This window comes from Micromonospora profundi, assembly GCF_011927785.1.
GTDB classification, from domain to species: Bacteria; Actinomycetota; Actinomycetes; order Mycobacteriales; family Micromonosporaceae; genus Micromonospora; species Micromonospora profundi.
Map to the genome: position 1 here is coordinate 5756865 of NZ_JAATJK010000001.1, position 23056 is coordinate 5779920.

At 70.7% G+C, this 23056-nt stretch carries 24 protein-coding genes; 9 read left to right on the forward strand and 15 right to left on the reverse strand.

All coding sequences use genetic code 11. The features are described from left to right. The first annotated feature begins 74 nt into the window (after positions 1–74). On the forward strand, positions 75–506 hold the full coding sequence (locus F4558_RS25625) for a hypothetical protein (protein WP_157552137.1): 432 nt from the start codon (positions 75–77) through the stop codon (positions 504–506). Between the two features lie 33 nt (positions 507–539). Here F4558_RS25625 and F4558_RS25630 read toward each other — a convergent pair whose 3' ends face one another. Further along, the gene (locus tag F4558_RS25630) at positions 540–1325 is read right to left on the reverse strand and encodes a hypothetical protein (protein WP_167946266.1); all 786 of its coding nucleotides are present in this window, start codon (positions 1323–1325) and stop codon (positions 540–542) included. A gap of 163 nt (positions 1326–1488) precedes the next feature. On the opposite strand from F4558_RS25630, the gene F4558_RS25635 reads away from it, so the two are divergent. Further along, on the forward strand, positions 1489–2016 hold the full coding sequence (locus F4558_RS25635; RefSeq protein ID WP_053652025.1) for an SRPBCC family protein: 528 nt from the start codon (positions 1489–1491) through the stop codon (positions 2014–2016). Positions 2017–2080: 64 nt separating this feature from the next. On the opposite strand, the gene F4558_RS25640 is transcribed toward F4558_RS25635, so the two are convergent. Then, entirely contained in the window at positions 2081–2791 is a 711-nt protein-coding gene (locus tag F4558_RS25640) for a DUF2786 domain-containing protein (RefSeq protein ID WP_167946268.1), read from the reverse strand. 125 nt (positions 2792–2916) lie between these two features. Between F4558_RS25640 and F4558_RS25645 the strand changes: the two genes are divergently transcribed. Continuing rightward, positions 2917–3393, forward strand: a complete 477-nt coding sequence (locus F4558_RS25645) for a hypothetical protein (protein WP_167946270.1) — start codon at positions 2917–2919, stop codon at positions 3391–3393. A 51-nt stretch (positions 3394–3444) separates the two neighbouring features. Here the strand turns inward: F4558_RS25645 and F4558_RS25650 are convergent, their stop codons facing one another. Beyond that, positions 3445–3834 carry a hypothetical protein gene (locus F4558_RS25650; protein ID WP_053652019.1) on the reverse strand — a complete coding sequence of 130 codons (390 nt, stop codon included), beginning with the start codon at positions 3832–3834 and terminating at the stop codon, positions 3445–3447. A 155-nt stretch (positions 3835–3989) separates the two neighbouring features. Here F4558_RS25650 and F4558_RS25655 point away from each other — a divergent pair, with 155 nt between their 5' ends. Next, complete coding sequence (locus tag F4558_RS25655) at positions 3990–5336, forward strand: ABC transporter substrate-binding protein (protein WP_167946272.1); 1347 nt, start codon at positions 3990–3992, stop codon at positions 5334–5336. Between the two features lie 205 nt (positions 5337–5541). Here the strand turns inward: F4558_RS25655 and F4558_RS25660 are convergent, their stop codons facing one another. Next, a complete protein-coding gene (locus F4558_RS25660; protein ID WP_167946274.1) occupies positions 5542–6285 on the reverse strand; it encodes an enoyl-CoA hydratase/isomerase family protein in 744 nt (247 codons plus the stop codon). Then, positions 6282–7139, reverse strand: coding sequence for a 3-hydroxyacyl-CoA dehydrogenase family protein (locus tag F4558_RS25665; RefSeq protein WP_167946276.1), 858 nt, complete (start codon positions 7137–7139; stop codon positions 6282–6284). The genes F4558_RS25660 and F4558_RS25665 overlap by 4 nt, the downstream gene beginning before the upstream one ends. Before the next feature lie 177 nt (positions 7140–7316). Between F4558_RS25665 and F4558_RS25670 the strand changes: the two genes are divergently transcribed. Then, entirely contained in the window at positions 7317–7619 is a 303-nt protein-coding gene (locus F4558_RS25670) for a hypothetical protein (RefSeq protein ID WP_053652011.1), read from the forward strand. A gap of 72 nt (positions 7620–7691) precedes the next feature. Here the strand turns inward: F4558_RS25670 and F4558_RS25675 are convergent, their stop codons facing one another. Further along, positions 7692–8471: a class I SAM-dependent methyltransferase gene (locus F4558_RS25675; RefSeq protein WP_167946278.1), complete on the reverse strand. Its 780-nt coding sequence runs from the start codon at positions 8469–8471 to the stop codon at positions 7692–7694. A 53-nt stretch (positions 8472–8524) separates the two neighbouring features. Between F4558_RS25675 and F4558_RS25680 the strand changes: the two genes are divergently transcribed. Next, on the forward strand, positions 8525–8911 hold the full coding sequence (locus F4558_RS25680; protein WP_167946280.1) for a PPOX class F420-dependent oxidoreductase: 387 nt from the start codon (positions 8525–8527) through the stop codon (positions 8909–8911). 86 nt (positions 8912–8997) lie between these two features. Here the strand turns inward: F4558_RS25680 and F4558_RS25685 are convergent, their stop codons facing one another. Next, positions 8998–9207 (reverse strand): BldC family transcriptional regulator, encoded by a 210-nt coding sequence (locus F4558_RS25685; protein WP_007073996.1) that lies wholly within the window; start codon positions 9205–9207, stop codon positions 8998–9000. A gap of 250 nt (positions 9208–9457) precedes the next feature. Beyond that, positions 9458–10297, reverse strand: coding sequence for a DUF8083 family protein (locus F4558_RS25690; protein ID WP_053652007.1), 840 nt, complete (start codon positions 10295–10297; stop codon positions 9458–9460). 196 nt (positions 10298–10493) lie between these two features. On the opposite strand from F4558_RS25690, the gene F4558_RS25695 reads away from it, so the two are divergent. Next, the gene (locus tag F4558_RS25695) at positions 10494–11576 is read left to right on the forward strand and encodes a Leu/Phe/Val dehydrogenase (RefSeq protein WP_053652005.1); all 1083 of its coding nucleotides are present in this window, start codon (positions 10494–10496) and stop codon (positions 11574–11576) included. Positions 11577–11879: 303 nt separating this feature from the next. Beyond that, positions 11880–12095, forward strand: a complete 216-nt coding sequence (locus F4558_RS25700) for a DUF3073 domain-containing protein (protein ID WP_007454329.1) — start codon at positions 11880–11882, stop codon at positions 12093–12095. 140 nt (positions 12096–12235) lie between these two features. On the opposite strand, the gene amcA is transcribed toward F4558_RS25700, so the two are convergent. The 5 genes from amcA to F4558_RS25725 all read right to left on the reverse strand — a co-directional run bounded on the left by amcA (position 12236) and on the right by F4558_RS25725 (position 16913). Continuing rightward, complete coding sequence (amcA, locus tag F4558_RS25705) at positions 12236–12472, reverse strand: multiple cyclophane-containing RiPP AmcA (protein WP_053652001.1); 237 nt, start codon at positions 12470–12472, stop codon at positions 12236–12238. After that, the gene (amcB, locus tag F4558_RS25710) at positions 12441–13544 is read right to left on the reverse strand and encodes a cyclophane-forming radical SAM peptide maturase AmcB (RefSeq protein ID WP_304438213.1); all 1104 of its coding nucleotides are present in this window, start codon (positions 13542–13544) and stop codon (positions 12441–12443) included. The genes amcA and amcB overlap by 32 nt, the downstream gene beginning before the upstream one ends. A gap of 126 nt (positions 13545–13670) precedes the next feature. After that, positions 13671–14822 (reverse strand): phosphoribosylformylglycinamidine cyclo-ligase, encoded by a 1152-nt coding sequence (gene purM / locus F4558_RS25715; protein ID WP_053651997.1) that lies wholly within the window; start codon positions 14820–14822, stop codon positions 13671–13673. Positions 14823–14882: 60 nt separating this feature from the next. Continuing rightward, positions 14883–16421, reverse strand: coding sequence for an amidophosphoribosyltransferase (gene purF, locus F4558_RS25720; RefSeq protein WP_053651995.1), 1539 nt, complete (start codon positions 16419–16421; stop codon positions 14883–14885). A gap of 168 nt (positions 16422–16589) precedes the next feature. Beyond that, positions 16590–16913 carry a sterol carrier family protein gene (locus tag F4558_RS25725; protein ID WP_157552173.1) on the reverse strand — a complete coding sequence of 108 codons (324 nt, stop codon included), beginning with the start codon at positions 16911–16913 and terminating at the stop codon, positions 16590–16592. Positions 16914–17103: 190 nt separating this feature from the next. Between F4558_RS25725 and F4558_RS25730 the strand changes: the two genes are divergently transcribed. After that, entirely contained in the window at positions 17104–19206 is a 2103-nt protein-coding gene (locus F4558_RS25730; RefSeq protein WP_167946284.1) for a carboxypeptidase regulatory-like domain-containing protein, read from the forward strand. Positions 19207–19452: 246 nt separating this feature from the next. On the opposite strand, the gene F4558_RS25735 is transcribed toward F4558_RS25730, so the two are convergent. Beyond that, positions 19453–20244, reverse strand: coding sequence for a 2-phosphosulfolactate phosphatase (locus tag F4558_RS25735; protein WP_370469165.1), 792 nt, complete (start codon positions 20242–20244; stop codon positions 19453–19455). Then, on the reverse strand, positions 20213–23014 hold the full coding sequence (gene purL / locus F4558_RS25740) for a phosphoribosylformylglycinamidine synthase subunit PurL (protein ID WP_167946286.1): 2802 nt from the start codon (positions 23012–23014) through the stop codon (positions 20213–20215). Before purL ends, F4558_RS25735 begins: the two co-directional genes overlap by 32 nt. Positions 23015–23056: the final 42 nt, after the last annotated feature.

Consider the following 23056-nt stretch of genomic DNA (forward strand, 5'->3'; position numbering starts at 1 on the left):
GTCGGCGCTCTGCTTTGCTCCCCGAGAACCCGCATGCCGGCACGGTGGACATCGACCGTTGTAGGGTGCCTGCCGTGGGATACCTGGTGTGGCCTTCAGGCCGCCTGCACCTTCCGGAGTCGGACGACGTCGCTGCGGCCGCCGCTGTCAAAGCCGCCTGGGCCGAACGAGGTGGTTGGTACACGCCAGATTTGTATCCGCCGAATGACACCGTTGTCGGCATGGCGGAGGCAGCCAGAGCCTCGATCATCCGCGACGGGGACTGGATCGAGTTCAGCCGCGACGACGACGGCGACCCCAAGTGGTCGCATTACGCTACTACCTTCTACGTCGCTATCGCACCGTTCGTTCGCTCGGGAACCGTCCAGTTCGAGGGCGAAGACGGTTCCCGCTGGTCTTACACCTACAGTGATGGACAGATGACCCAACAGGGCTGGAACGGTTGGGATGGATCCGTCCAGCCGTTTGGCGAGTACGTGAATTCCCCTTTCCAGGACCACCAGTAGTTGCGGCTCGCCACTGGGCTGCCGATCTCGTCGCTAATCCCGGCGGTCCGGCGGACGATGCTGTGCCAGGCCGCCCTGGATCGCCTCCCACACGCTGCGCCCGGCCTGCAGCAGTGTCTCGCCCGCCTGCTCGGCGAACTGCGTAGCGCTCTGAGCGGCGGCCTGAGCCCCGCCCGGCCCGCCACCTTGACCGTTGCCGCCCTGACCGTTGCTGCCCTGATCCTCGGGCGCCCGGTCGGCAGGGCCTCGGCCCGTCGGCGGGCGCTCGCCCGGACGCGATCCCGCTGGCTCGGTAGCCTCCGCTCGGCCCTGGTCGGGCGTACCGGGCCGATCGGAACCCGGCCGGGCCGGGCGCGCAATGGTTCCGGGCGTTGCTGATCGCCGGCGCAGTTCGTCACGTACCCCGGAGTGCTGTGCCGAGGCGCTGCCCTCGGCGACCCTGACGGTCATTTGTTCGGCACCGCGACTGAAGTCGTCGATCGCGACGACGGCCGACCGTCCGATGGCTTCGATCACCTGCGGGTTGTTGTCGATCGTGTCGAGCGCCTTGCTCAGCAGCGCCACCAGCTGCTCCAACCGCACGCGCAACTGCGCCTCGGCCTGCACGCCGTCGACGTCAAGCTCGACGCCGCGCAGGTGCACCCGTACGCCGGCGTCGATGTGGAGCAGGTTGGCCAGCCGGGCCCGCAGCGAGAGGTCGGCGTCCAACCCGTCGACTGCCAGTCGCAGCGTGTCGACCGATACCTTCGGAATGTCGAGCAGGACGTCGGGTTCGTCGACGTTCCGGTCCGGCTTCCGCTGCTGCGCGCTCTCGCTCATACTCCCGCTCCACCCCGTACGCCGCCCGGTCGTCCGGGCGTCCGGCGCGGTTACCCGCTTTCCGGCGGGGCATCCCATCAGTGACCGTTCGGCAACGCACTGTCTGGAACAGGGCACTGCGCGAAGCTGCACACCCGGGCATCAGCCGGTATGGTCCGGGCCTATGGGACAGGAGATAACTGATCCGGCCGGCATCCGTCAGGACATGGACCGTTTCTCCTTGCGGTGCAGCCTCCTCGCCCCAGGGCCGCCCGAGCACGCGTTCGCCGTCTTCACCGACGAGCTGAGCGACTGGTGGGTCACCGAATACACCTGGTCCGGCCCGGAGGCGCTCGCCGAGCTGGGCATGGAGCCGCAGGCCGGCGGCATGCTGTACGAGATCGGGCCGCACGGCTTCCGCGCCGACTGGGGACGGGTGCTCACCTGGGATCCGCCGCGTCGGCTGGTCTTCAGCTGGCAGATCGGCCCGGACCGGGTGCCGGTGCCGGATCCGGCGCGGGCCAGTGAGGTCGAGGTGCTGTTCCTGGCGGACGGGCCTGAGCGCACCCGGGTCGAGCTGGAGCACCGGCACTTCGACAGGCACGGCGAGGCTGCCGAGGGATACCGCAAGGCGCTCACCGCGGGCTGGCACGAGTTGCTCTCCCGCTACCTCGCCACGGTGGCCCGCCGCCACCCCGCCAGCCCCGCCTGACACAGCCGCCGCGCCTGGCAGCGCGGCGGGTTCAACGGCCGCCGCCCCTGGCAGCGCAGGGGAGTCAATGGCCGCCGAGTTGTCGAGCGGCGGATGAGCGGGTGTTGAGGTCGCGGCCGCCCAGGTTCGCGCGTTGCCCGGCTTCCGCCCCGGAGCCGAAGCCGGTACCGGCCAGCCGGCGCGGCGGCGCGGTACGCAGTCGCGGGTACTCCTCGGCGAGCCGGCGCTGCACCCGGTCGGAGCGGTCGGCGAGCACCAGCGCCATGGAAGGTTTGCCCGGCTCGCTGGCTGCCGCTCTCTCGGCCGCCCAGAGTCGACCCCCGATCACTTCTGCGAAGCCGGCGAGCCAGGACCGGCGGAAGGCGGCCAGGTGCTCGCCCTCGGGGACCGGCGTGGCCGCCAGCCCGTGCGCGGCTTGGACGAGCAGCGAGGTGAAGAGCAGGTCGACCCGCTCCAGGTCACTGGCGAAGCCGAAAAGGTGCAGCGTGAACCCGTTGCCGCGCGGGCGACGGACACAGCGGCAGCGCAGTGGTTCGGCGACGGCGGCGAGGAGGCCGACCTTGTCGCGGGCGTACGGGGCGACGATGTCCAGCACCCTGTCGCCCACCGGGTCGGTGGTGGGGTCGCGGGCGGCGAGCAGCGCCCGGTCGACCCCGTAGCGGGCGATCAACTCGGTCGCCTTGGCGGTGAACGCGGCCGACTCCGCAGGCGTGCAGGCCGGGTCCTCGGCCTGGGCCAACAGTTTGCGCACCTTGCTGAGCATGGCCTCGGACATGCCCCCAGAGCTATCACACCCGACCGACAGCAAGGGACCACAGGCAGATCAATCGATGAGTATCATCGTCACGATCGGCTCCCCGTCCGCCACGGACGGTCAGTGAATCGTTTCCGGAGGCCCGCATGTCATCCCCGATTGCTCGCCTGCTCGCCGTCGCCACGGCCGCCGCGTTGCTCGCCGTCGGCGCACCCACCCAGGCCGCCCAGGCCACTCCCACCACCCAGGCCACCGAGGTCAACCAGGTCAAACCGGCCGGTCCGGAGGTCTCGGGGCCGAACCTCTTCGCCACGCTCGCCACCTGCTACGGCGGGGCGGTCCGGTCGTTCTTCCAGACCGGCGGTTACGGCGGCCAGGCCGGCACCTACCGCACCACGAGCCGGTGCCGCGACATCAACGTGCGCAACGCCAGCGCGTACGGCACGGACGCCTGCGTGATCTTCGTCGACAAGACGGGGAGCTGTAACTACTGGACCTACCTGCCGGCCAACTCCGGCTGGATCACTGTGGCGACGAACGTCCGCGACGGCGTCAACTTCCGGGTCCGCTTCGAAAACCTCCGCTACGAGTACGAGCCACTGGTCGCGTACCACGCGTTCTGAGCGGTTCGGATGCGCGCGGCGCCCGGGTCCCGACGGGCGCCGCGCGAAGCGTCAGCCGGCGCGGCTGCGCAGGGTGGCGATGGTCGAGCCGGCGAGCGTGAGCAGACAGTCGGAGAGCAGCCCATCGGCTGCGGCCGCGCCGAATAGTGCCTCCCCGGTCGGTACGTCCTGGTTGGCGTACGCGCTCACGAAGCGCGCCACCCAGCGGGCGTCGTAGGCCGCCTGTTCGATTCCGGGGAAGTCCAGCGCGCATCCGGTGGTCGATGGGGCGTCACCGACCATCGTCGCGGCCAGGCACCAGGCGACCCCGTACGCGCCGGGCAGGCCGGCACGGTCGACAACCGCGTCGAATGCCCCCACCACCGCGTCTCCATCGCCAGAGAGTGCCGAGCTGAGCACGGCGGCCGCGTCGTCGAACGTCTGCTGTGGTAGGTCGGTCACGCAGCGCACAGTAGGACCGGAGGTCAAGGCCAGGCATGTTCGTCACTCTGCGTATTCAACCTGGGTGGCCTGCGCATTACGGCACCTCCACGGTCCCGCTGCCAGGCCCGGCACGCTAATGTGCGCAGCGGACCTTCGCCGGAGGAAGGACGACCATGCTCGTATCACGCCGTTCGCGGGTGGCCACACTGGCCGCCTGCGCGACGCTCCTGCTCGCCACAAGCGCTTGCGGGGAAGACAAGGCCGAGGAGGGCAGCGCCCAACAGGTGCGCCTCTATGGCACGGATGGCAACATGCTCAACTCCTACCCAGCGGAGTTGAAGGAACGCGCGGATCTCGTCGATGGGATGAAGGGGACCACGCCGCTCACACCCCTGCCCGACGACTTCAAGAGCCGGCTACGGTCCGTCAATCCGGCGCTGACGGACTTCCTCTACTCGGCGGAGACGTACGACGCTGTGGTGATCGCGGCGCTCGCCGCCCAGCTCGCCGGGAGCACCGACCCGGCGGCCATCGCGAAGCAGATAGTCGGCGTGACGAACAACGGTCAGCGCTGCGAGGACCCGGCCAGTTGCCTGACGCTGGCCCGCGCCGGGCAGGACATCGAGTACCGCAGTGTGTCGCTGACCCGTGCGGGCTTCACCGACAAGGGCGAGCCGGCCACCGCGAGCTACGCCACGCTGACGTTCGACGGCCAGCAGATCAACGACGGTAAGACCGAGTTCGTCGGTGCGGGCGCCGAGTCGGCGGCGAGCACCAAGGCTCCGCCGAAGGCGCGCAAGGCCCGCCCGGGTGGCGCCGCCGACGACCAGAAGCCTCTGATCATCGGTGGCCTGCTGCCGAAGACCGGTGACCTGGCGCTGGCGTACCCGCCGATGGCCGCTGGCGCCGCTCTGGCGATCAAGGAGATCAACGCTGCCGGTGGTGCGCTGGGCAAGCCGGTGACGTGGATGGACGGCGACGACGGCACCAGCCCGGCGGTGGCCAAGGCGACAGTGGCCAGGCACACGGCGGAAGGCGTGAGCGTCATCATCGGCGCCGGCGCCTCGGGCATCTCCCGCGAGGTACTGCCGGACGTGGTGAAGGCCGGCAAGATCCTCTTCTCGCCGTCCAACACCGACGCCAGCCTGACCGATGTCGAGGACAACGGCCTCTACTTCCGCACCGCCCCGCCGGACAGCCTCCAGGGCCGGGCGCTGGCAGACGTCATCCTCCGCGACGGATCGCAGAAGATCGTCATCGTGGCTCGCAAGGACTCCTACGGCGAGGGCCTTCAGGCCACCGTCCGTGGCGAGCTGGAGAAGGCCGGAATCGCCGGTGACCGGCTCAAACTGCTCACCTACGAGCCGCCGCCGGACCCGGATTCGCCTCCGGTGGACTTCACGAGCGGCGCGAAGGAGATCAAGGAATTCGGCGCAGACGCCGTACTGATCATCGGGTTCGGCGAGTCCGCCCAGGTGATCCGTGCGCTCGCCGACTCCGGGGTGCAGATCCGGCACTGAGCATCGACAGCGGCCCGCGACGGCCGCACCGGCTTCCCGCCGGTGCGGCCGTTTCCGTCTGAGGCGCCGCGCGTGATCGACTCGCTTTCCTGCAAATCGCGGTATCCGAGCGCGTCCGATGCCCCGACTTCAAGGAACCCGAGTCGATCGTGGCCGAGCAGCGCCGCGCGCCGGCAGACGGTGGGCGGTGGGCGTGTTGCCTGCGTCAGCGGGCGCGACGGCGTTGCAGGAACTCGGTCATCCGGCGGTGCTTCTCCTCGTCCTCGAACAGCACCGCCTGGCTGACGAGGTCGAGCTGCGGGTGCGCGGCGGCCGGCGCGTCCACCGCCAGCTTGGTCAGCCGCAACGCCAGCGGCGAGCCCTGGGCCATCTCGTCCAGCAGCCCGTGCGCCACGGTCAACAGCTCACCGGGCTCGTCCACCAGCCGGTTCACCAGGCCGATCCGCAGCGCCTCGGCGGCGTCCACCCGGCGGCCCGTGAACAGCAACTCCTTGGCCCGGGCCTCGCCGATCAGCGCCGGCAGCCGGTGGGTCGCGCCTGCGCCGGCCAGGATGCCCAACCGCACCTCAGGCTGGCCGAAGACCGCCCGCGCCGTGCACACCCGCAGATCGCAGGCGTACGCCAGCTCCGCGCCGCCGCCCAGCGCCGGCCCGTCGACCGCTGCCACACTCGGCATCGGCAGCGCCCTGATCCGGGCGAAGGCCGCCGAGTTGATCGCGGCCAGCGCGTCGGTGCGCCCCCGCTCGCGGAGCTGGCCGATGTCGGCGCCGCCGGCGAAGATGCCCTCCGCGCCGCCGGTAAGCAACAGCAGCCGGGGACGCGCCTCCAACTCGGCGCAGACCTCGTGCAGTTCGGCGACGAGGTCGGCGTCGATGGCGTTGCGTTTCTCCGGTCGGTCCAGCGTGACCACGAGTCGGTCCGGTAGTTCCTCGATCCGCAGCCCGCTCACCGCTTCACACCGCCGTCCCACGTGTAGAAGCCCTGCCCCGACTTCTTGCCCAGCCGTCCGGCGGCCACCATCTCCTCAAGCAGCGGCGGTGGCGCGAAGCGGTCCCCGTAAGCGGCCTGGAGGGTCCGTGCGATGTCCAGCCGCACGTCCAGGCCGACCAGGTCGGTGAGTTCCAGCGGCCCGATCGGGTGCCGGTAGCCCAGCACCATCGCCTTGTCGATGTCGGCAGGGCTGGCAACTCCGTCGGCGACCATGCGGATCGCCTCCAGCCCCAGGGTGACCCCGAGTCGGGAGGTGGCGAAGCCGGGCATGTCGCGTACGACGACGGGGTCCTTGCCCAGCCGGCCGGCGAGCGCGACGGCCGCGGCGGTGGTCTCCTCGGCGGTGGCCGGGCCGACCACGATCTCCAGCAGAGCCATCGCCCAGACCGGGTTGAAGAAGTGCAGGCCGAGGAAGCGCTCCGGCGCGTCCAGCCCGGCGGCCAGCTCACCGATGGCGATGCTTGAGGTGTTGCTGCCCAGCAGGGCCGGGGTCAGGGCGGCGGCGGCGCGCAGCACGGCCCTCTTCAGGTCCAGCCGCTCCGGTACGGCCTCTACGATCACCGCCGGGGCGGGTTCGACCTCGGCGAGCGTCGGGCGCAGCGTCACCCGCTGCCGGTTGGCGGCGGCCTCGTCGGCGGTCAGCTTGCCGCGCTGCACCGCCCGCTCCCACAGGTCGGCGAGCCGGTTCAGCGCGGTCGCGCCCCGCTCCGGGTCCACCTCCACCAACTCCACGGCGTGCCCGGATCCGGCCGCCACGTACGCGATGCCGAGCCCCATCGTGCCCGCACCGACGACCACGAAACGATCGTTCATCACGCCTCCCTGTCCGGCCCGGTGGCGCGCGGGGTCCCCGCCGCGCCGACCCGGGTGCTCCGTCGGATCCGCTCGCTCATGGTGCGACCCTAAACAGCACGACGGCCCGGCCCATGCGTGGGGGAGCGCGGGATCGGGTACGTACGGCCTGTCAACTCAAGGGAAGGACCAGTCGACATGAGCCAGGCACCGGAGAGCGTCACCGACCCGGGCAGCACCGACTCGGAGGTCGTGGAGACGCGGGGCGACGAACGGGTCGACCTGTTGCGCGCTGACACCAACAACGACGGTCGTACCGACGTGTGGGTGGTCGACACCGACGGCGACGGCAAGGCCGATCTGTTCCAGTTCGACACCGACGGTGACGGCAAGGTGGACATCACCATGGTGGACATCGACGAGGACGGCACCCCCGACGAGGTGGTCGACGGCGACGGTGGCATGCCGCCCGAGCAGCTTCCCCCGACCGTCCAGGTTTGAGGTGTAAGGAAGGGCCCCTTGTTAACGCCTGGCGTTAACAAGGGGCCCTTCCTTACACACACAAGGTTCAGCTCATTCGGCGAGACGCAGCGTGGCCAGGTAGTAGGGGGCGTCGCGGTCGTCCACATCGGTCAGCCGCCAGGCGCTGCCGTGCACCAGTTCGGCGAACTCGTCAGGCGAGCAGACCAGGTAGTCGAACCAATCCGTGCCCAGCTCCCGGTAGCGGAGTCGCAGCCGCAGCTGGCCGCCGAGCCTGCCCCGACTGCGGTTGCGCTCGTGGTAGCCGGTGTGCAGCGGATCGCGTGTGCCGTACGGGTTGGTGCCGTGCGCGATGATCTGCGCCCCGGGTCGGGCCAGCGCGGCGAGCGCGGCCAGGAAGCCAGGTGCCCGCTGCCGCCCCTCGAACAGCCCAAGGTTGTTGCCGAGCAGCAGGAACGTGTCGTACCGCTGGCCGTCGGCGACGTGAGTGTCCACGGTGCCGTGCACCAACCTCCGTACGCCCCGACGTCGACTCACCGCCAGCGCGCCCGCCGAAGTGTCCAGCCCGGTCACCGGTACACCGCGCTCCTGGAGCAGCAGCGCGATCCGGCCGGCGCCGGTGCCGACGTCGAGAGTCTCGCCCCGCGCCCGGTCCACGGCCCGGTGGTCGTAGGGCTGCCAGTCGGCCGGCCCGTCCAAATAGTGTGCGGCAGGAGCGCCGTTGATCAGCCCGTCGTCCCGCTCGATGATCTCGATGACCGGTCGGGGCAGTCGACCACCGGCCATCGGCCGGGGTCCCACCCCGGTGGCTACGGCGAGCGCGTCCCGCAGCAGCTCGCCGAACACGTCTCCGATGAGAGGCTCGCCAGTCACAATGTTCACGCTATCTGGCCACTCAGTGGCCGTGTCCGCCGTATCCTTGCGGCGTGACGATGCTGGACCGGCTGGCGGCCGAGAAATACATCCTGCTCACGACCTTCCGCAAGGACGGCCGAGCGGTGCCGACGCCGGTCTGGGCGGTCCGGGACGGCGACACGCTGGCGGTCTGGACCCGGGCCGACTCGGGCAAGGTCAAGCGCATTCGCCGCAACGGCGAGGTGACAGTGGCGCCATGTGACGTGCGGGGTCGACCGCACGGCGCGGACGTGCCCGCGCACGCGACGATCGACGGCGGCGACATCGGCCGGATCCGTGACCTGCTCAAGCACAAGTATCGGCTGCTCGGCAGGCTGAGTCTGCTCGGCAGCCGGCTGCGCCGGGGCGAGGGCGGCACTGTCGGCATCCGCGTGACGCTGGCCGAGGCGCACCACTGACACCGGGCCGTCGACGACCGACAGCGGGCATGGAAAGGGGCGGCGGATCGAGATCCACCGCCCCTTTCCGGAAAAGCTGATGCTGCTCAGTCGCCCTGCCGCTGCTGCGGGATCTGACCCTGCAGCAGCGCCCTGACCTCCGACTCGCGGTATCGACGGTGGCCACCCAGAGTGCGGATGGCGCTGAGCTTGCCCGCCTTGGCCCACCGGGTCACCGTCTTCGGGTCGACCCGGAACATCGACGCCACCTCGGCCGGTGTGAGTAGCGGCTCTGGTTCGTGCGTTCGCGATGCCATCGGTCACTCCTCCACATGTATAGACATCGGCCGGGGTCCCGCCGGCCGACGCGTCTCCCATGGTCCGGCTAGTCCCCGATGTCCGACATGGGCCGAACGGATGAAGGTCCCTAGACGGACGGATGAACCATGCCCGATTTTTACGACTTTTACATGGCAGAAAGTACCTTATTCGGACTCATGATCACGGTTCGTGATGCGTCAACTACGAGCACTGCTCAACTTGAGAGGGCTTCTCGGGCTATTTGCCCTAGTTACACCGCTCCAGCAGCTGCACCGCACGCCACCGGGCCACGAGCTTGTCGTACGCGGCGGACGCCTCGTCGGCCTCGCCCCGCGACAGCCCGGCAAGGCCGCTGGCGACCAACTCGGGAGAGTCGTCGGCGGTGAGGGTCTCGTCGGAGAGCAGGTCGACAAGGCCGCCGTAGTCCAGCTCCACCACCGAACGCGGATGGAACTCCTCCAGCCAGCGGGCCGCCTCCTCCACCGCATCGGTGATCGGCGCCTCGCCCACCGACTTGCGCAACACCGACAGCGCCCGCGACGACCGCCGGCGGGCCTTGGAGATCTCGGTGCGGTAGCGCATCGCACGCCGGCCCACCTCGGTGACCAGGTCCCGCTCCGCCGGATCGAAGAGCACGAACCACCGCAGCGGTACGCCCCAGGTGGCGATCTGCTCGTGCACCCGCGGCACCCCGTGCTCCAACACCCGGGCGCCACTGCGCCAGTCGTCCACCACGGCCCTGGCCTGCCCGGCGAGCACCGGCGGCACGAAGGCGTCGGCGAGCACCGAGGGCACCCCGTCCCGGGCGCTGAGCGCCGCCTCAGCGACACGGATCCGCAGGTTCCAGGGGCAGACCAGCAGGCCGTCGTCCGTCTCCAGGACGTACGCCTCCTCGGGCAGGTCCGGTAGCCGCGTCCAGCCCGCGCCCAACGCTTCGATCACCGCAGTCCGTTGCCGGCCGGGCCCCTCCATGGGTGCGACCGCACGCCCTTCCGAGACGTAGCGACGCCAGTAGCTCTGCCGGTCACGGTCGAATGCGGTCAGCGGCTCGTACACGCGCAGGTAAGAAGCGAAGAGCGACGGCACCGCGCGATCCTCCCACGAACCGCACCCGTACGCGGTCAGAGGCCGGACCCACGCGCGCCGCAACGTGGGACGACAGCGGCGCGTCGGGCACCTGCGCGGCGGCCGATACTAGGCTCGGACCCACCGGCAGCATCCCCGCCGGGGGTCCCACCAGGTCCGCACCCCACAAGGGCGCACACCATCTCAGGAGCCAGCCATGGGCGTATTCGCGAGCACCGACGACCCCGGATTGACCGGACACGAACAGGTCGTGTTCTGCCAGGACAAGCAGAGCGGCCTGAAGGCGATCATCGGGATCTACTCCACCGCATTGGGGCCGGCCCTCGGCGGCACCCGCTTCTACCCGTACGCGAGCGAGGAAGACGCGCTCGCCGACGTGCTCGACCTGTCCCGCGGTATGGCGTACAAGAACGCGCTCGCCGGGCTGGATCTGGGCGGTGGCAAGGCGGTGATCTGGGGCGACCCGGAGCAGGTCAAGAGCGAGGCGCTGCTGCGCGCGTACGGCCGCTTCGTGGAGTCGCTCGCCGGCCGCTACTACACCGCGTGCGACGTGGGCACCTACGTGGCGGACATGGACGTGATCGCCCGGGAGACCCGGTACGTGACAGGCCGCAGCGTCGAGCACGGTGGCGCGGGCGACTCCTCGATCCTCACCTCCTGGGGCGTCTTCCAGGGCATGCGGGCCGCCGCCGAGCACGTCTGGGGCACGCCCAGCCTGCGCGGCCGGCGAGTCGGCGTGGCGGGCCTGGGCAAGGTCGGCAGGTACCTGACCGGGCATCTGCTGGAGGACGGCGCCGAGGTGGTCGCCACCGACGTCAACCCGAAGGCGCTGGCCTGGGCGCGCACCAACCACCCGCAGATCACCCTCGTGGACGACGCCTCCGCGCTCGTCGCCGCGGACATCGACGTGTACGCGCCGTGCGCGCTGGGCGGCGCTCTGAACGACGACACCGTGCCGGTACTGCGCGCCAAGGTGGTGACGGGGGCGGCGAACAACCAGCTCGCCCACCCGGGCATCGAGAAGCTGCTGGCCGACCGGGGCATCCTGTACACCCCTGACTACGTGGTCAACGCCGGCGGCGTGATCCAGGTGGCCGACGAGATCGACGGTTTCAACTTCGATCGGGCGAAGCTCCGGGCAACCCGGATCTACGACACCACCCGGGAGATCCTGCACCTGGCGGACGCCGACGGCGTACCGCCCGCGGTCGCGGCGGACCGGCTGGCCGAGCGGCGGATGGCCGAGGTCGGCCGCCTGCGCACGATCCACCTGCGCTGAGCGTTTCACCGGAGGCGGATCGACCGGGATCCGCCTCCGGGCCTCAAAGGTCGGTAGTGCTCGGTACGCTGAAGCCCAGTCAGGTTTGTCACGCTTTGACTGGTGTCACGGGCGCTCTCCGCTTCGCTCCTTACCGGGTACACTGGGTGACGGCCGGATCAACGCGACGCGCAGAGCCGGCTGACGGTAACCCGAGGTGCCGAACGATGGCATCCCCATGTACCGTAAGACCTACGAGAGATGCCTGACGTCATCGGGGCCCGCCTTCGGGCTGCCCCGCATTCTGTGCGAGGGGGTCGAGCCATGGGGCGCGGCCGTGCTAAGGCCAAGCAGACAAAGGTGGCCCGGGAGTTGAAGTACCACTCCCCGAACACCGACCTCACCGCCTTGCAGCGCGAACTGGCGGGTGCTGGTAAGTCTGAGCACCACTTCGACGACGACTCTAAAGAGTTCGTCGACGACGATGATGAGAATCATGCTGACGACGACCCGGATCCCTGGGTACGTCCGACCCGCTGACCTCTCGACGCAGCTGAGCACGCGGTAAGCCCCGCGTGCTCACGCATGTGCCCGTCGGGAAGACACCGGTGCAGACGATCAGGGGCCTGCCCCAGCCGGAGAACACCTACCGGCCGACAGGCCCCTGATCGCGGTCGACCTCAGCGCGGGCGGTTGTTCCAGTTGTAGAAGGTCGGGATGTTCTCGAAGTGGTTCCAGGCGCAGACCGCGCTGGCGCCGTCCCCGCCCGACACCTCCGCCCGCAGCCGCCGTGCGTCCGCCGCCTCCTGGAGCAGAGCGACAAGCCCGGGGGCGGCCTCCCGCACCCGCTCGGTGACGCTGTCCGGGATGGCATCCGATTCGTGCTCAGGCCGCCGGTGACTGGTGGTCTCGGGCATGCTCCAACACTCCCTCCAATAGGCGGATCTTGCTGTTGCGGCAGTGCTCGGTCTCCGTACCGTCGAAACGCCCCAGCTCGAAGTAACGGTTGGCCGCATGACCACCGCCACAGAAGCCGAAGTACGGGCAGGCCGTCCTGCACGCCTCCACCCCGGTCAGGAACTCGCCCACCCACGGCGTGGACGCCGCGTCGACGAGGATCTGCGCCAGTGGTGTGGCCAGGACATTCCCACTGCTGAAGTCGCCGTAGCGGGCGTCGGTGAAGCCCGCCAGCTCCGGCGAGAGCACCGTCACCGAGCCGTCGTGCCCGATGGTCGGGATCGGATCCAGCCGCCGCGGCAGCACGGCGTCCGCCGCGTCATCGAGCACCGCCGCCGTGTACCGCAGCGACCACTCGACCTCCCGCAGGTGGATCCGGGGCTCCCGGCGCCAGGCCGACACCAACTCGGCCCAGAACGCGGTGACCGCCCTCGGGTCGTGACTGTTGTCGCGGGTGTTGACGCCCTCGGTCTCCTCGATGTTGATGCCGAGCACGTCACAGCCCAACCCGAGGAAATAGTCGTACAACTCGGCGGCGAGCCCGGGCACGGGCCGGGACACCACTGCCAGCGCCGAGAACGGCAGGCCGTGCCGACGCAGCGCCGCCACACCCCGCAGGATCCGGTCGTACGCCGGCTGCCCACCCCTGTTGACCCGGTCGCCGTTGCGCTCCCGGGGCCCGTCCACGCTCACGCTCACGCGCATCTCGTGCCGGGCGAAGAAGTCGCACCACTCGTCGTCGATGAGCGTGGCGTTCGTCTGCACATGATGCTCGACCTCGGGACCGAACGGCGCCATCAGGTCGGCGAGGTGCTCCCGACCCGCAGCCAACGGCTCACCGCCGTGCCACACCACCGAGAACCGACCGGAGGTCGCCCACGGGTTGACCGCCGCCGCCACCGCCTCGGCCACCGGCACCGACATCCGCTGGTCCGCAGCCCGGAACGGCAGATAGCAGTACGCGCAGTCCAGGTTGCAGAGGGTCGTGGGCTGCATCACGACGTACGACGGGACGACGGCCAAGCCGCGCATACCGCTGAACGCCTGTTCCCGAGCAGCCATCGCCCTCCTCCGCCGAGCCTGAGCCCTTCAGGCTAGGCGGCATGGGCCACTCGGGTGAAGCCCCCATCAGGTGCCCGTACGATAACCAGAGCGTGATCAACCGCGGGTGTGCTGGCCAACCATCTGCACGTTGCCCGTGCCCTCGATGATCTCGCCAGCCTGCCACGCCTCGACACCACGGCCGGTGAGCGTGGCGAGCGCCCGGTCGGCGTCCTCCGCCGAGACGATCGCGAACATGCCGACACCCATGTTGAAGGTCGACTCCATGTCCTGGTCGTCGATCCGCCCCTTCGACTGGATCAGGTCGAAGACCGGCTGCGGCTTCCAGGTGGACCGGTTGACCACAGCGTCGACGTGCTCCGGCAGCACCCGGACCAGGTTGCCGGGGATGCCGCCGCCGGTGACGTGGGCGAGGACCCGCACCTCGGCCTCGGCGATCAGCTTCAGGCAGTCCTTCGCGTAGATCTTGGTCGGGGTGAGCAACTCCTCACCCAGGGTCCGCTGCCGACCGAAGTCGTCGATCACGATGTCCAGCCGCATCCGGGCCGCGCCGAGCAGCACGTGCCGGACCAGGGAGTAGCCGTTGGAGTGCAGGCCGGAGGAGCGCATCGCGATGACCACATCGCCCACCTCGACCCGGTCCGGGCTGAGGATGTCGCTCTCCTCCACCACGCCCACACCGGTCGCGGAGATGTCGTACTCGTCCGGGCGCAGCACACCGGGGTGCTCGGCGGTCTCGCCGCCCAGCAGCGCGCAGCCCGCGTACCGGCAGCCGTCGGCGATACCCGCGCCGATGTCGGCCACCTTGTCCGGGACGACCTCGCCGGTGGCGATGTAGTCGAGCAGGAACAGCGGCTCGGCCCCACAGGCCACCAGGTCGTCGACGACCATCGCCACGAGGTCGATGCCCACCGTGTCGTGGATGTCCATCTGCTGGGCGATCACCAGCTTGGTGCCCACACCGTCGGTGGAGGACGCCAGGATCGGGTTCTTGTACTTCGTCGTGTCCAGCCGGAACAGCCCGGCGAAGCCGCCGAGGTCGCCCAGCACCTCGGGGCGGCGGGTCTGCCGCACCTTCGACTTCAGCAACTCCACGGCGCGGTCACCCGCGTCGATGGAGACCCCGGCATCGGCGTACGAGACTGAACGCTTCCGACCTTGACGGCCAGCGCCAGCCGTCCAGGGCTGACGGTCGCCGCCGCCGGTCGGGCTGCTTCCTGCGCCGCTGCGCTCGGACACGTGCGTCACGGTTCTCCCCTTTGGTTCTCGGTGCCGCGCCGGCGGTGGCCGGGCCGCGCCGGTTTGGTGCTACGGGCGGTTTGCGGTCACGCCACCCGGGGTGGCGACGAACGAGCCGTTGGTGTGCGGTGCCTCCGGCGCGGAGTTGGCGACCCGTCGGCCCACACCTTCGAGCACGTGCTTGCCGATCAGGTTGCCGGCCGGCAGCTCGATCGGGTACTCCCCATCGAAACATGCCCGACACAGTCGAGTCTTCGGCTGCTCGGTCGCGGCGATCAGGCCAGGAAGCGAAACGTAGCCCAGCGTGTCGGCGCCGATGGAACGCCGGATGCCGTCGTTGTCCAACCCGTTGGCCAGCAGCTCCGCCCGGGTGGCGAAGTCGATGCCGTAGAAACACGGCCAGCTGACCGGCGGAGACGAGATCCGGACGTGCACCTCGAGCGCCCCCGCCTCGCGCAGCATCCGCACGATGGCGCGCTGCGTGTTGCCGCGGACGATCGAGTCGTCCACCACCACGAGCCGCTTACCTCGGACGTTCTGCCGCAACGGGTTGAGCTTGAGCCGGATGCCGAGCTGACGCAGGGTCTGCGACGGCTGGATGAACGTACGGCCCACATACGGGTTCTTCATGAGGCCCGCGCCGTAGGTGATGCCGGACGCCTCGGCGTACCCGATCGCGGCAGGCGTGCCCGACTCGGGCACCGGGATCACCAGGTCGGCCTCGACCGGGTGCTCCTTGGCCAACTGCCGGCCGATCTGCACCCGCGCCGCGTGCACGTTGCGCCCGGCGATCGTGGCGTCCGGGCGGGCGATGTAGACGTACTCGAAGAGGCAGCCCTTCGGCTCCGGCGACGCGAACCGGGTGGAGCGCAGCCCCTCCTCGTCGATCGCGATCAGCTCGCCGGGCTCGACCTCGCGCACCACGCTGGCGCCGACGATGTCCAGGGCGGCGGTCTCGCTGGCGACCACCCAGCCGCGCTCCAGCCGACCGAGAACCAGCGGACGTACGCCGTGCGCGTCGCGGGCCGCGTAGAGCGTCGACTCGTCCATGAAGACGAAGCTGAACGCCCCGCGCAGCTGCGGCAGCACCTCCATCGCGGCCGCCTCGACCGACAGGTCCGGGCGGCTGGCCAGCAGCATCGTCACCAGCGACGTGTCGTTCGTCGAACCGTCCGCGACAAGGCCGCGCTCGGCGACCTCCTTCTCCAGCTCGGCGGTGTTGACCAGGTTACCGTTGTGCGCCAACGCGATGGTCGTGCCGGAACTGGTCGACCGGATGGTCGGCTGGGCGTTCTCCCAGTTGGAGGCGCCGGTCGTCGAGTATCGGGCGTGCCCGATCGCCAAATGGCCGCGCAGGCTGGCGAGGGTGGGCTCGTCGAAGACCTGGGCCACCAGACCCAGATCCTTGTAGACCACGACGCCGGAACCGTCGCTCACCGCGATGCCCGCAGCCTCCTGGCCGCGGTGTTGCAGGGCATAGAGGCCGAAGTAGGTCAGATTGGCGACCTCTTCGCCCGGGGCCCAGACACCGAAGACGCCACAGGCATCCTGGGGGCCAGGTCGTTGGGGATCAAGGTCGTGGCTCAGCCGGCCGTCGCCTCGGGGCACTACCGCTCCCTCATGCTGGTCTGGATCGGCCTGGTGGAGATCACGGGACGGATCCACACTTCTCGGCCGGGACCACTGTCGTCGCCTGACAGTGTACGCGAATCAGTGTCTATACAGATAGTCACGATTTCCCTGCACAGCGTCACCCTCATCCGGGCATTCAGGCAGCTAGAGGGGCAGATACGCCGAGAGGTCCGCCCGGATCCCGCTCACCTGCACACGACCGGCGGCGACCGCCTCGTCCCACCCGACCCGGCCGCTGGCCAACTCCAACCAGGTCAGCGGGGACATCTCGACCACGTTCGGCGGGTTTCCCCTGGTGTGTCGAGGACCAGGAACACACTGGATCGCACCGTATGGTGGAACCCGCACCTCCACCGATCGGCCGGGGGCGCGCTCCGCGAGGACGGCCAACAACGACCGGACCGCCTCCCGGAACACCGGCCGTTCGGGCGTACGCCCCTCGTCAAGCGCCGACAAAGCCGCTGCTATGGCGGCGGATTTACTGTGCGGAGAGGACACGACGGGACGATACGACCCGTAGCCGGAGCACCCGACGCTGGCCCTGGGTCGCGCCGATCCACTCAGACAAGGCATAGTGGCCGACGGCGTATTCGTACCGTGATGATCCCCGGCCCGGCGCCCCGCCGGTCAAGGGAAGTCAGCCCGGAAGGCGGTGGACGTGTCAACACACCGACGTGCCTGGAAGCAGCGGGCCGGTGTGGTCGTAGCGCTGGTTGCCGGCGCTCTGCTCGCCGTCCCCGCAACACCAGCCATGGCCGCAGATGTCGATGTTTCCCCGGGTTCGGTCTCGGTAAACGCCGGCAGCGATGCCACGATCACCGTGCGAGTCACCCCGGGTGACAACGACGACAGGGCGCGGATCAGCCTCTCCGGTCTACCGCAGGGTGTCAGCTGCGCCAGCGGCTGCGGCGACGTCAACTTCCCTGGCCTGGCAAAGCAGCCGAGGTCGGTGCTGGTCAGGATCGCGGCCAACGAGAACGCCAGCGACGCCAACGCCACCATCACCGTGGCCGTCGAGGCCGAGTCCGGCCCGGACACCGCCACCGTCGCGCTGACCGTGCGGGGCAAGGCCGCGCCGCCTACTCAGCAGCAGCCGCAGACCGTGAAGTCGGTTTCCGGCAAGGTCGTCGTGAAGGCGAACGGCGACGCGGTGCCGAACGCGATCGTGATCCTCCAGGACAGCGCCGGCCACCGTTACGACACGATCGCCGACGGCAGCGGGAACTTCCGGTTCACCGGCAGCAACGACAAGCCGATCGCGCCTGGTCGGATCGACGTGGGTGCGTCGTCCAACAACATCAACGCGGTCAAGAGCTTCACCGCGAACGCAGGACAGTCGATCACCGGGCAGCGCATCAGCCTGGAGATCAAGGTCGAGGTGACACCGAGCGCCACCCCGTCTCCCACCGTCGAGGCCACCCCCACCGACGAGGCGACCGAGGAGGGCACCGAGGAGGAGCCGTCCACTGAAGCCAGCCCCGGTGCTCCGGCGAACGCCGCGAACGAGGATGACGGCGGTGGCTTCGGCTCGTACCTGATCATTCTGCTCGGTGGTCTGCTCGTTGCTGCCGGTGTCGGCACGATCGTGCTGCTCTGGATGAAGCGCAAGGAGAGCGGCGACGACGATGACGAGCCGGCGGCAGCCGGCGCGGCTGGCGCGGTGCCGGCGGCGCGGGGCGGCTTCCGCGGGGCGGACGACCAGACCCGGGTGGTCAACCGGCCTGGCGGGCCCGATCCGACGATGGTCGGCGGGGCTGCGCTGAGCGAGGCGCCGACGATGATGCACCGCCCGGTCGTCGACGACGTGCCACCGGACCCGTACGGCGCGCCTCCGCAGCCGTACGGTGCCGCTGGCCAGCAGGGTTGGGCCGGCGCCGGCTACGGCGACGAGCCCGCGACCGGGGGGTACGGCGCCGGCGGTTACGGCAACGCGCCGGCCTCGGGCGGCGGTTACGGCACGGCGGGTACCCCCGACGGCGGCTACGGCGCGGCGGACGACGGCTACGGTGCAGCGCCCGGATCCGGCGCAGGCTACGGCGGCGCACAGGTTCCGGGTGGCTACGGCAATGCGCCCGCCTCAGGTAGTGGCTACGGCAATGCCCCGGCCTCGGGTGCCGGTTACGGCAACGCGCCCGCCTCGGGTGCCGGCTATGGCAACGCGCCGGCCTCGGGTGGTGGCTACGGCACCCGCGACTACACCGCCCCGGCCGGTTCCGCCGGTTACCCACCGGCTCCCGCAGGTGGCGAGCGCTTCGACGAGCCGACCGGCCGGTACACGGGCGACAGCACCCAGTACCCGGCCCCGGCCGACCCGTACTCCACAGGCGTCTACCAGCCCGAGCAGAGCCAGGGCTACGGCCAAGCCGACGCTGCCCCGTACGGCGGTGGGCGGTCGACCGAGCCGACCGGCGGATACGGCCAGCAGGCCGGCGGGTACGAGCAGGGTGGCGGCTACGGTCAGCAGGCCGGCGGGTACGACCAGGGCGGCTACGGTCAGGAGACCCCGCAGCAGCGCGGCAGCTACGACGACCGAGGCTACGAGCAGGGCGGCTACGGCCAGCAGGCCGGTGGGTACGAGCAGGGTGGCGGCTACGGTCAGCAGGCCGGCGGCTACGGCCAGGAGACCCCGCAGCAGCGCGGCAGCTACGACCAGCCCGGCTACGACCAGCCCGGCTACGACCAGCAGGGCGGCCGCGCCCGGCCGGACAGCCCGCCCCCGACCGAGCGGGGCGGCCGTCGCCTCGACTGGCTGGACGACTGACCCGACACACCGCCATACGACACAACGCGAACGGCCGTCCGGAACCTCGGGCGGCCGTTCGCGTGTCCGGCGACCGCTCACGCCCTCGATGAGCGCGCAAATGGGCAAGATCACCGGTGCAGCCCGCCCGACGCCTCTCGGGCACGGGCGGCCGAGGCATGGAGCGTCCGGCACGGACCGGCCGAGGCACGTACCGGCCGGCACGGACCGGCCGAGGGCACGGGGTCGACGGGTGGACGACCCAGGTCAGGCGGCGGAGAAGACTCCCTGGCGGAGGACCGGGACGACAGTCGACGCGTCGACCTGGACGGCGATCTCCACGTCTTCGGCGAAGCCGCTCTCGGTCAGTTCCCGGCCGGACACGCTTCCGCGTATTGCGGCGGGCACGTCAGGGGTGCTGGCCAGCGCGGCGAGCGCCACGGCCGCCTCCACGGAGAGGCCACCCGGTACGCCGGCGAGGGCGTCGAGCACGCTGGCCGCGCCCAGCTGGTCCTCCACCGACGGTCGCAGTGACCCGTCTGGCCACCGCTCCCCCGAGGCGATGACGCCGATCGGGGCGTCCGTGGTGCCGTACCCCTGGCTCTGCAGCCAACGCCCGACGGCGGGTGCGTTACGCAGGCACGCCGCTACCACCGGCAGCCCGGTGGCGCTGGCGGCGGCGCTGATGGCCGAGCCGTTCGGTGATGGCAGCACCAGGTCCGGCACGACGGGTGCGGTGCTCAGCGCGGCCGGCGAGAGCGACCACGGATTGTCGGCAGTCACCCGACGGCGGCCCACGGCGGCCACCGCGCCGACGCGGATCGCGTACTCGGCGGCCTGCTCGCCCCAGGGGAACGGATGCACCCGCATGCCGCGAGCGACAGCCACCTCCACGGCGGTGGTGAACGAGAGTACGTCCACCACCACCAGGGCGGCGCAGACCCGACCGAGTTCGGCCGCGCCGCTCAGCCCCCAGTCGAACCGGGCACCCGATCCGGGCTGGCCGTAGACGGCGGCCGCCAACGCCTCAGCGCTCGTCAGGCGACGGGTCGGTGGCACCGGAGTCAGACTCGGACGAACCGGCGGCCTCCGCCGGCCCGGTGGTGCTCGACTGGCCCGACGCGCTCGGCTCCGAGTCGCCCGACTGACCAGACGCGCCCGGCTCGCCCGACCGACCGGACACGCCAGCCTCGTCCGACTGACCGGACACGCCAGCCTCGACCGGCTCGACCGCTCCGGTCGTTGGCACCGGGCCGGCCGACGCGATCGGCTCGGACACGACAGTCGCCGGGTCCAGAGGCGCGACGGTCGTGCCCTCGGCCACCGGCAGGGGCGCCGCCTCGACAGCGCCCGCCACGCCGGCGGCCGGCGCGGGCACCTCGACGGAGGCGGCACCGCCGAACAGGCGCGGCAGCGTCTCGGTGTGCGCGGCGCGCAGCTCGTCCAGGCCGATCCGGAACTGGCCGTGCACCTCAAGCGCACCGCCGGTCGGGTCGGTGACGCCGATCAGCTCGAACGGCACCCCCCGCTCGGCGCAGAGCGCCGCGAACGCCTTGTCGTGGCCGCGCGGCACCGACACCAGGGCCCGCGTGGCGGACTCGCTGAACAGGTAGACGAACGGCATCGAGCCGCCGGCGAACTGCTCCGGCACCGCGATCCGGGCACCGACGCCCCGCCGCAGGCAGGACTCGACAAGGCTCTGGGCGAGGCCACCGTCGGACAGGTCGTGCGCGGAGCTGAGGTGACCCACCCGGGCAGCCTCGGCCAGCAGGTCGGCAAGCAGCTTCTCCCGGGAGAGATCGACCTGCGGCGGAATGCCGCCGAGGTGCTCGTGCGTCACCCAGGCCCACTCCGAGCCGGACAGCTCGACGTTTGTCTCACCCAGCAGGTAGATCTGGTCGTGATCGCCACCGGGGCGCGGGACGAAGCCCATCGGCACCCGGTCGGCCACGTTGTCCAGTACGCCGAGCACACCGACCACCGGGGTCGGGTGGATGGGCGCCGCGCCGGTCTGGTTGTAGAAGCTGACGTTGCCGCCTGTGACCGGGATGCCCAGCTCCAGGCAGCCGTCCGCCAGGCCGCGAACGGCCTCGGCGAACTGCCACATCACGCCCGGGTCCTCCGGGGAGCCGAAGTTGAGGCAGTTGGTGACGGCGATCGGCGTCGCGCCGGTCACCGCCACGTTCCGGTACGCCTCGGCGAGGGCCAGCTTGGTGCCGTTGTACGGGTCGAGCCGCGCGTACCGGCCGTTGCCGTCCACCGACAGCGCCACGCCGAGCCCGGTCCGCTCGTCGATGCGGATCACGCCGCCGTCCTCCGGCTGGGCGAGGACGGTGTTGCCCAGCACGTAGCGGTCGTACTGCTCGGTGACCCAGGTCTTGTCGGCCAGGTTGGGCGACGCGATCATGCGCAGCACGGTCTCCCGCAGCGCCTCCGGGTCGGCCGGTCGGGGCAGCGTCTCGGCCCGGTCGGCCTGGAGCAGGATCAGGTCCGCCGGCTCGCGCATCGGCCGGGCGTACACCGGGCCGTCGTCGACAAGCGAACCCGGAGGTACGTCGACGACCAGGTGGTCCTGCCACGTGATCAGCAGTCGGCCGGGGCGGCCGTCCGGCTCGGGTGCGGTGACCTCGCCGATCGCGGTGGCGAGGACGCCCCACTTTTCACAGGTCTTGAGCACCGCGTCGAGCTTGTCCGGCTCGACGACCAGCAGCATCCGCTCCTGGGACTCGCTGGCGAGGATCTCGTGCGGGTCCATGGAGGGCTCACGCAGCGGTACGCGCTCCAGCCAGACCCGCATGCCGGTGCCGGCCGCGGCGGCGGTCTCGGTGAGCGCACAGGTCAGACCGGCGCCGCCGAGGTCCTGGATGCCAACGACCAACTGGCCGTCGTACAGCTCCAGGCACGCCTCGATCAACAGCTTCTCGGTGAACGGGTCGCCGACCTGCACGGCGGGGCGACGGGCCTCGCTGCCCTCGTCGAAGGTGGCGCTTGCCAGCACGGACACGCCGCCGATGCCGTCCCGGCCGGTCTTGGCGCCCATCAGCACGACCACGTTGCCGGGGCCGGCGGCAGCCTTGTTCTGGAGCCGGTTGACCGGCAGCACGCCCAGGCAGAGCGCGTTGAGCAGCGGGTTGCCCTGGTAGGAGGGGTCGAAGACCAACTCGCCACCGATGTTGGGCAGGCCGAGGCAGTTGCCGTAGCCGCCGACGCCGGCGACCACGCCGGTGAGCACCCGCGCGGTGTCCGGGTGGTCCGCCGCACCGAAGCGCAGCGGGTCCATCACCGCGACCGGGCGGGCACCCATGGCGAGGATGTCGCGGACGATGCCGCCGACACCCGTCGCCGCGCCCTGGTACGGCTCGACGAAGCTCGGGTGGTTGTGCGACTCGACCTTGAAGGTCACGGCCAGGTCGGCGGAGATCTGCACCACACCGGCGTTCTCACCGATGCCGGCGAGCAGCCGGTCGCTGTGCGGTGCCTTCTCGCCGAACTGGCGCAGGTGCACCTTGCTCGACTTGTAGGAGCAGTGCTCGCTCCACATGATCGAGTACATCGCCAGCTCGGACTGGGTGGGCCGACGCCCGAGGATCTGCCGGATCCGGTCGTACTCGTCGTCGCGGAGCCCCAGCTCGGTGTACGGCTGAAGCTCGCCCGAGGTGCCGTTGGCGCGCTGCACGGTATCCACGCCGTCGGTCCAGTCGGCCGTGGCCGGCTGGGGGGCGGGAGCGGTCGCCGTGTAGGCGGGTTCCGCCGGGCTCGGCTCGGCCGGCTGCGCCGGGGCGGAGTACGCCTCCGGAGTGTCCCGTACCGGGTCCGGATGGGTGGTCATGACCTCTCCTCGCTGCGCTCGTGCCCGCCCGACCGACTCCTC

Coding starts and splice junctions, on each gene's coding strand:
- F4558_RS25630 (WP_167946266.1), bottom strand. CDS start 1,325: ATGAGCGAGAGCGCGCAGCAGCGGAAGCCGGACCGGAACGTCGACGAA.
- F4558_RS25635 (WP_053652025.1), top strand. CDS start 1,489: ATGGGACAGGAGATAACTGATCCGGCCGGCATCCGTCAGGACATGGAC.
- F4558_RS25640 (WP_167946268.1), bottom strand. CDS start 2,791: ATGTCCGAGGCCATGCTCAGCAAGGTGCGCAAACTGTTGGCCCAGGCC.
- F4558_RS25645 (WP_167946270.1), top strand. CDS start 2,917: ATGTCATCCCCGATTGCTCGCCTGCTCGCCGTCGCCACGGCCGCCGCG.
- F4558_RS25655 (WP_167946272.1), top strand. CDS start 3,990: ATGCTCGTATCACGCCGTTCGCGGGTGGCCACACTGGCCGCCTGCGCG.
- F4558_RS25665 (WP_167946276.1), bottom strand. CDS start 7,139: ATGAACGATCGTTTCGTGGTCGTCGGTGCGGGCACGATGGGGCTCGGC.
- F4558_RS25670 (WP_053652011.1), top strand. CDS start 7,317: ATGAGCCAGGCACCGGAGAGCGTCACCGACCCGGGCAGCACCGACTCG.
- F4558_RS25685 (WP_007073996.1), bottom strand. CDS start 9,207: ATGGCATCGCGAACGCACGAACCAGAGCCGCTACTCACACCGGCCGAG.
- F4558_RS25695 (WP_053652005.1), top strand. CDS start 10,494: ATGGGCGTATTCGCGAGCACCGACGACCCCGGATTGACCGGACACGAA.
- F4558_RS25700 (WP_007454329.1), top strand. CDS start 11,880: ATGGGGCGCGGCCGTGCTAAGGCCAAGCAGACAAAGGTGGCCCGGGAG.
- amcA (WP_053652001.1), bottom strand. CDS start 12,472: ATGCCCGAGACCACCAGTCACCGGCGGCCTGAGCACGAATCGGATGCC.
- amcB (WP_304438213.1), bottom strand. CDS start 13,544: ATGCGCGGCTTGGCCGTCGTCCCGTCGTACGTCGTGATGCAGCCCACG.
- purL (WP_167946286.1), bottom strand. CDS start 23,014: ATGACCACCCATCCGGACCCGGTACGGGACACTCCGGAGGCGTACTCC.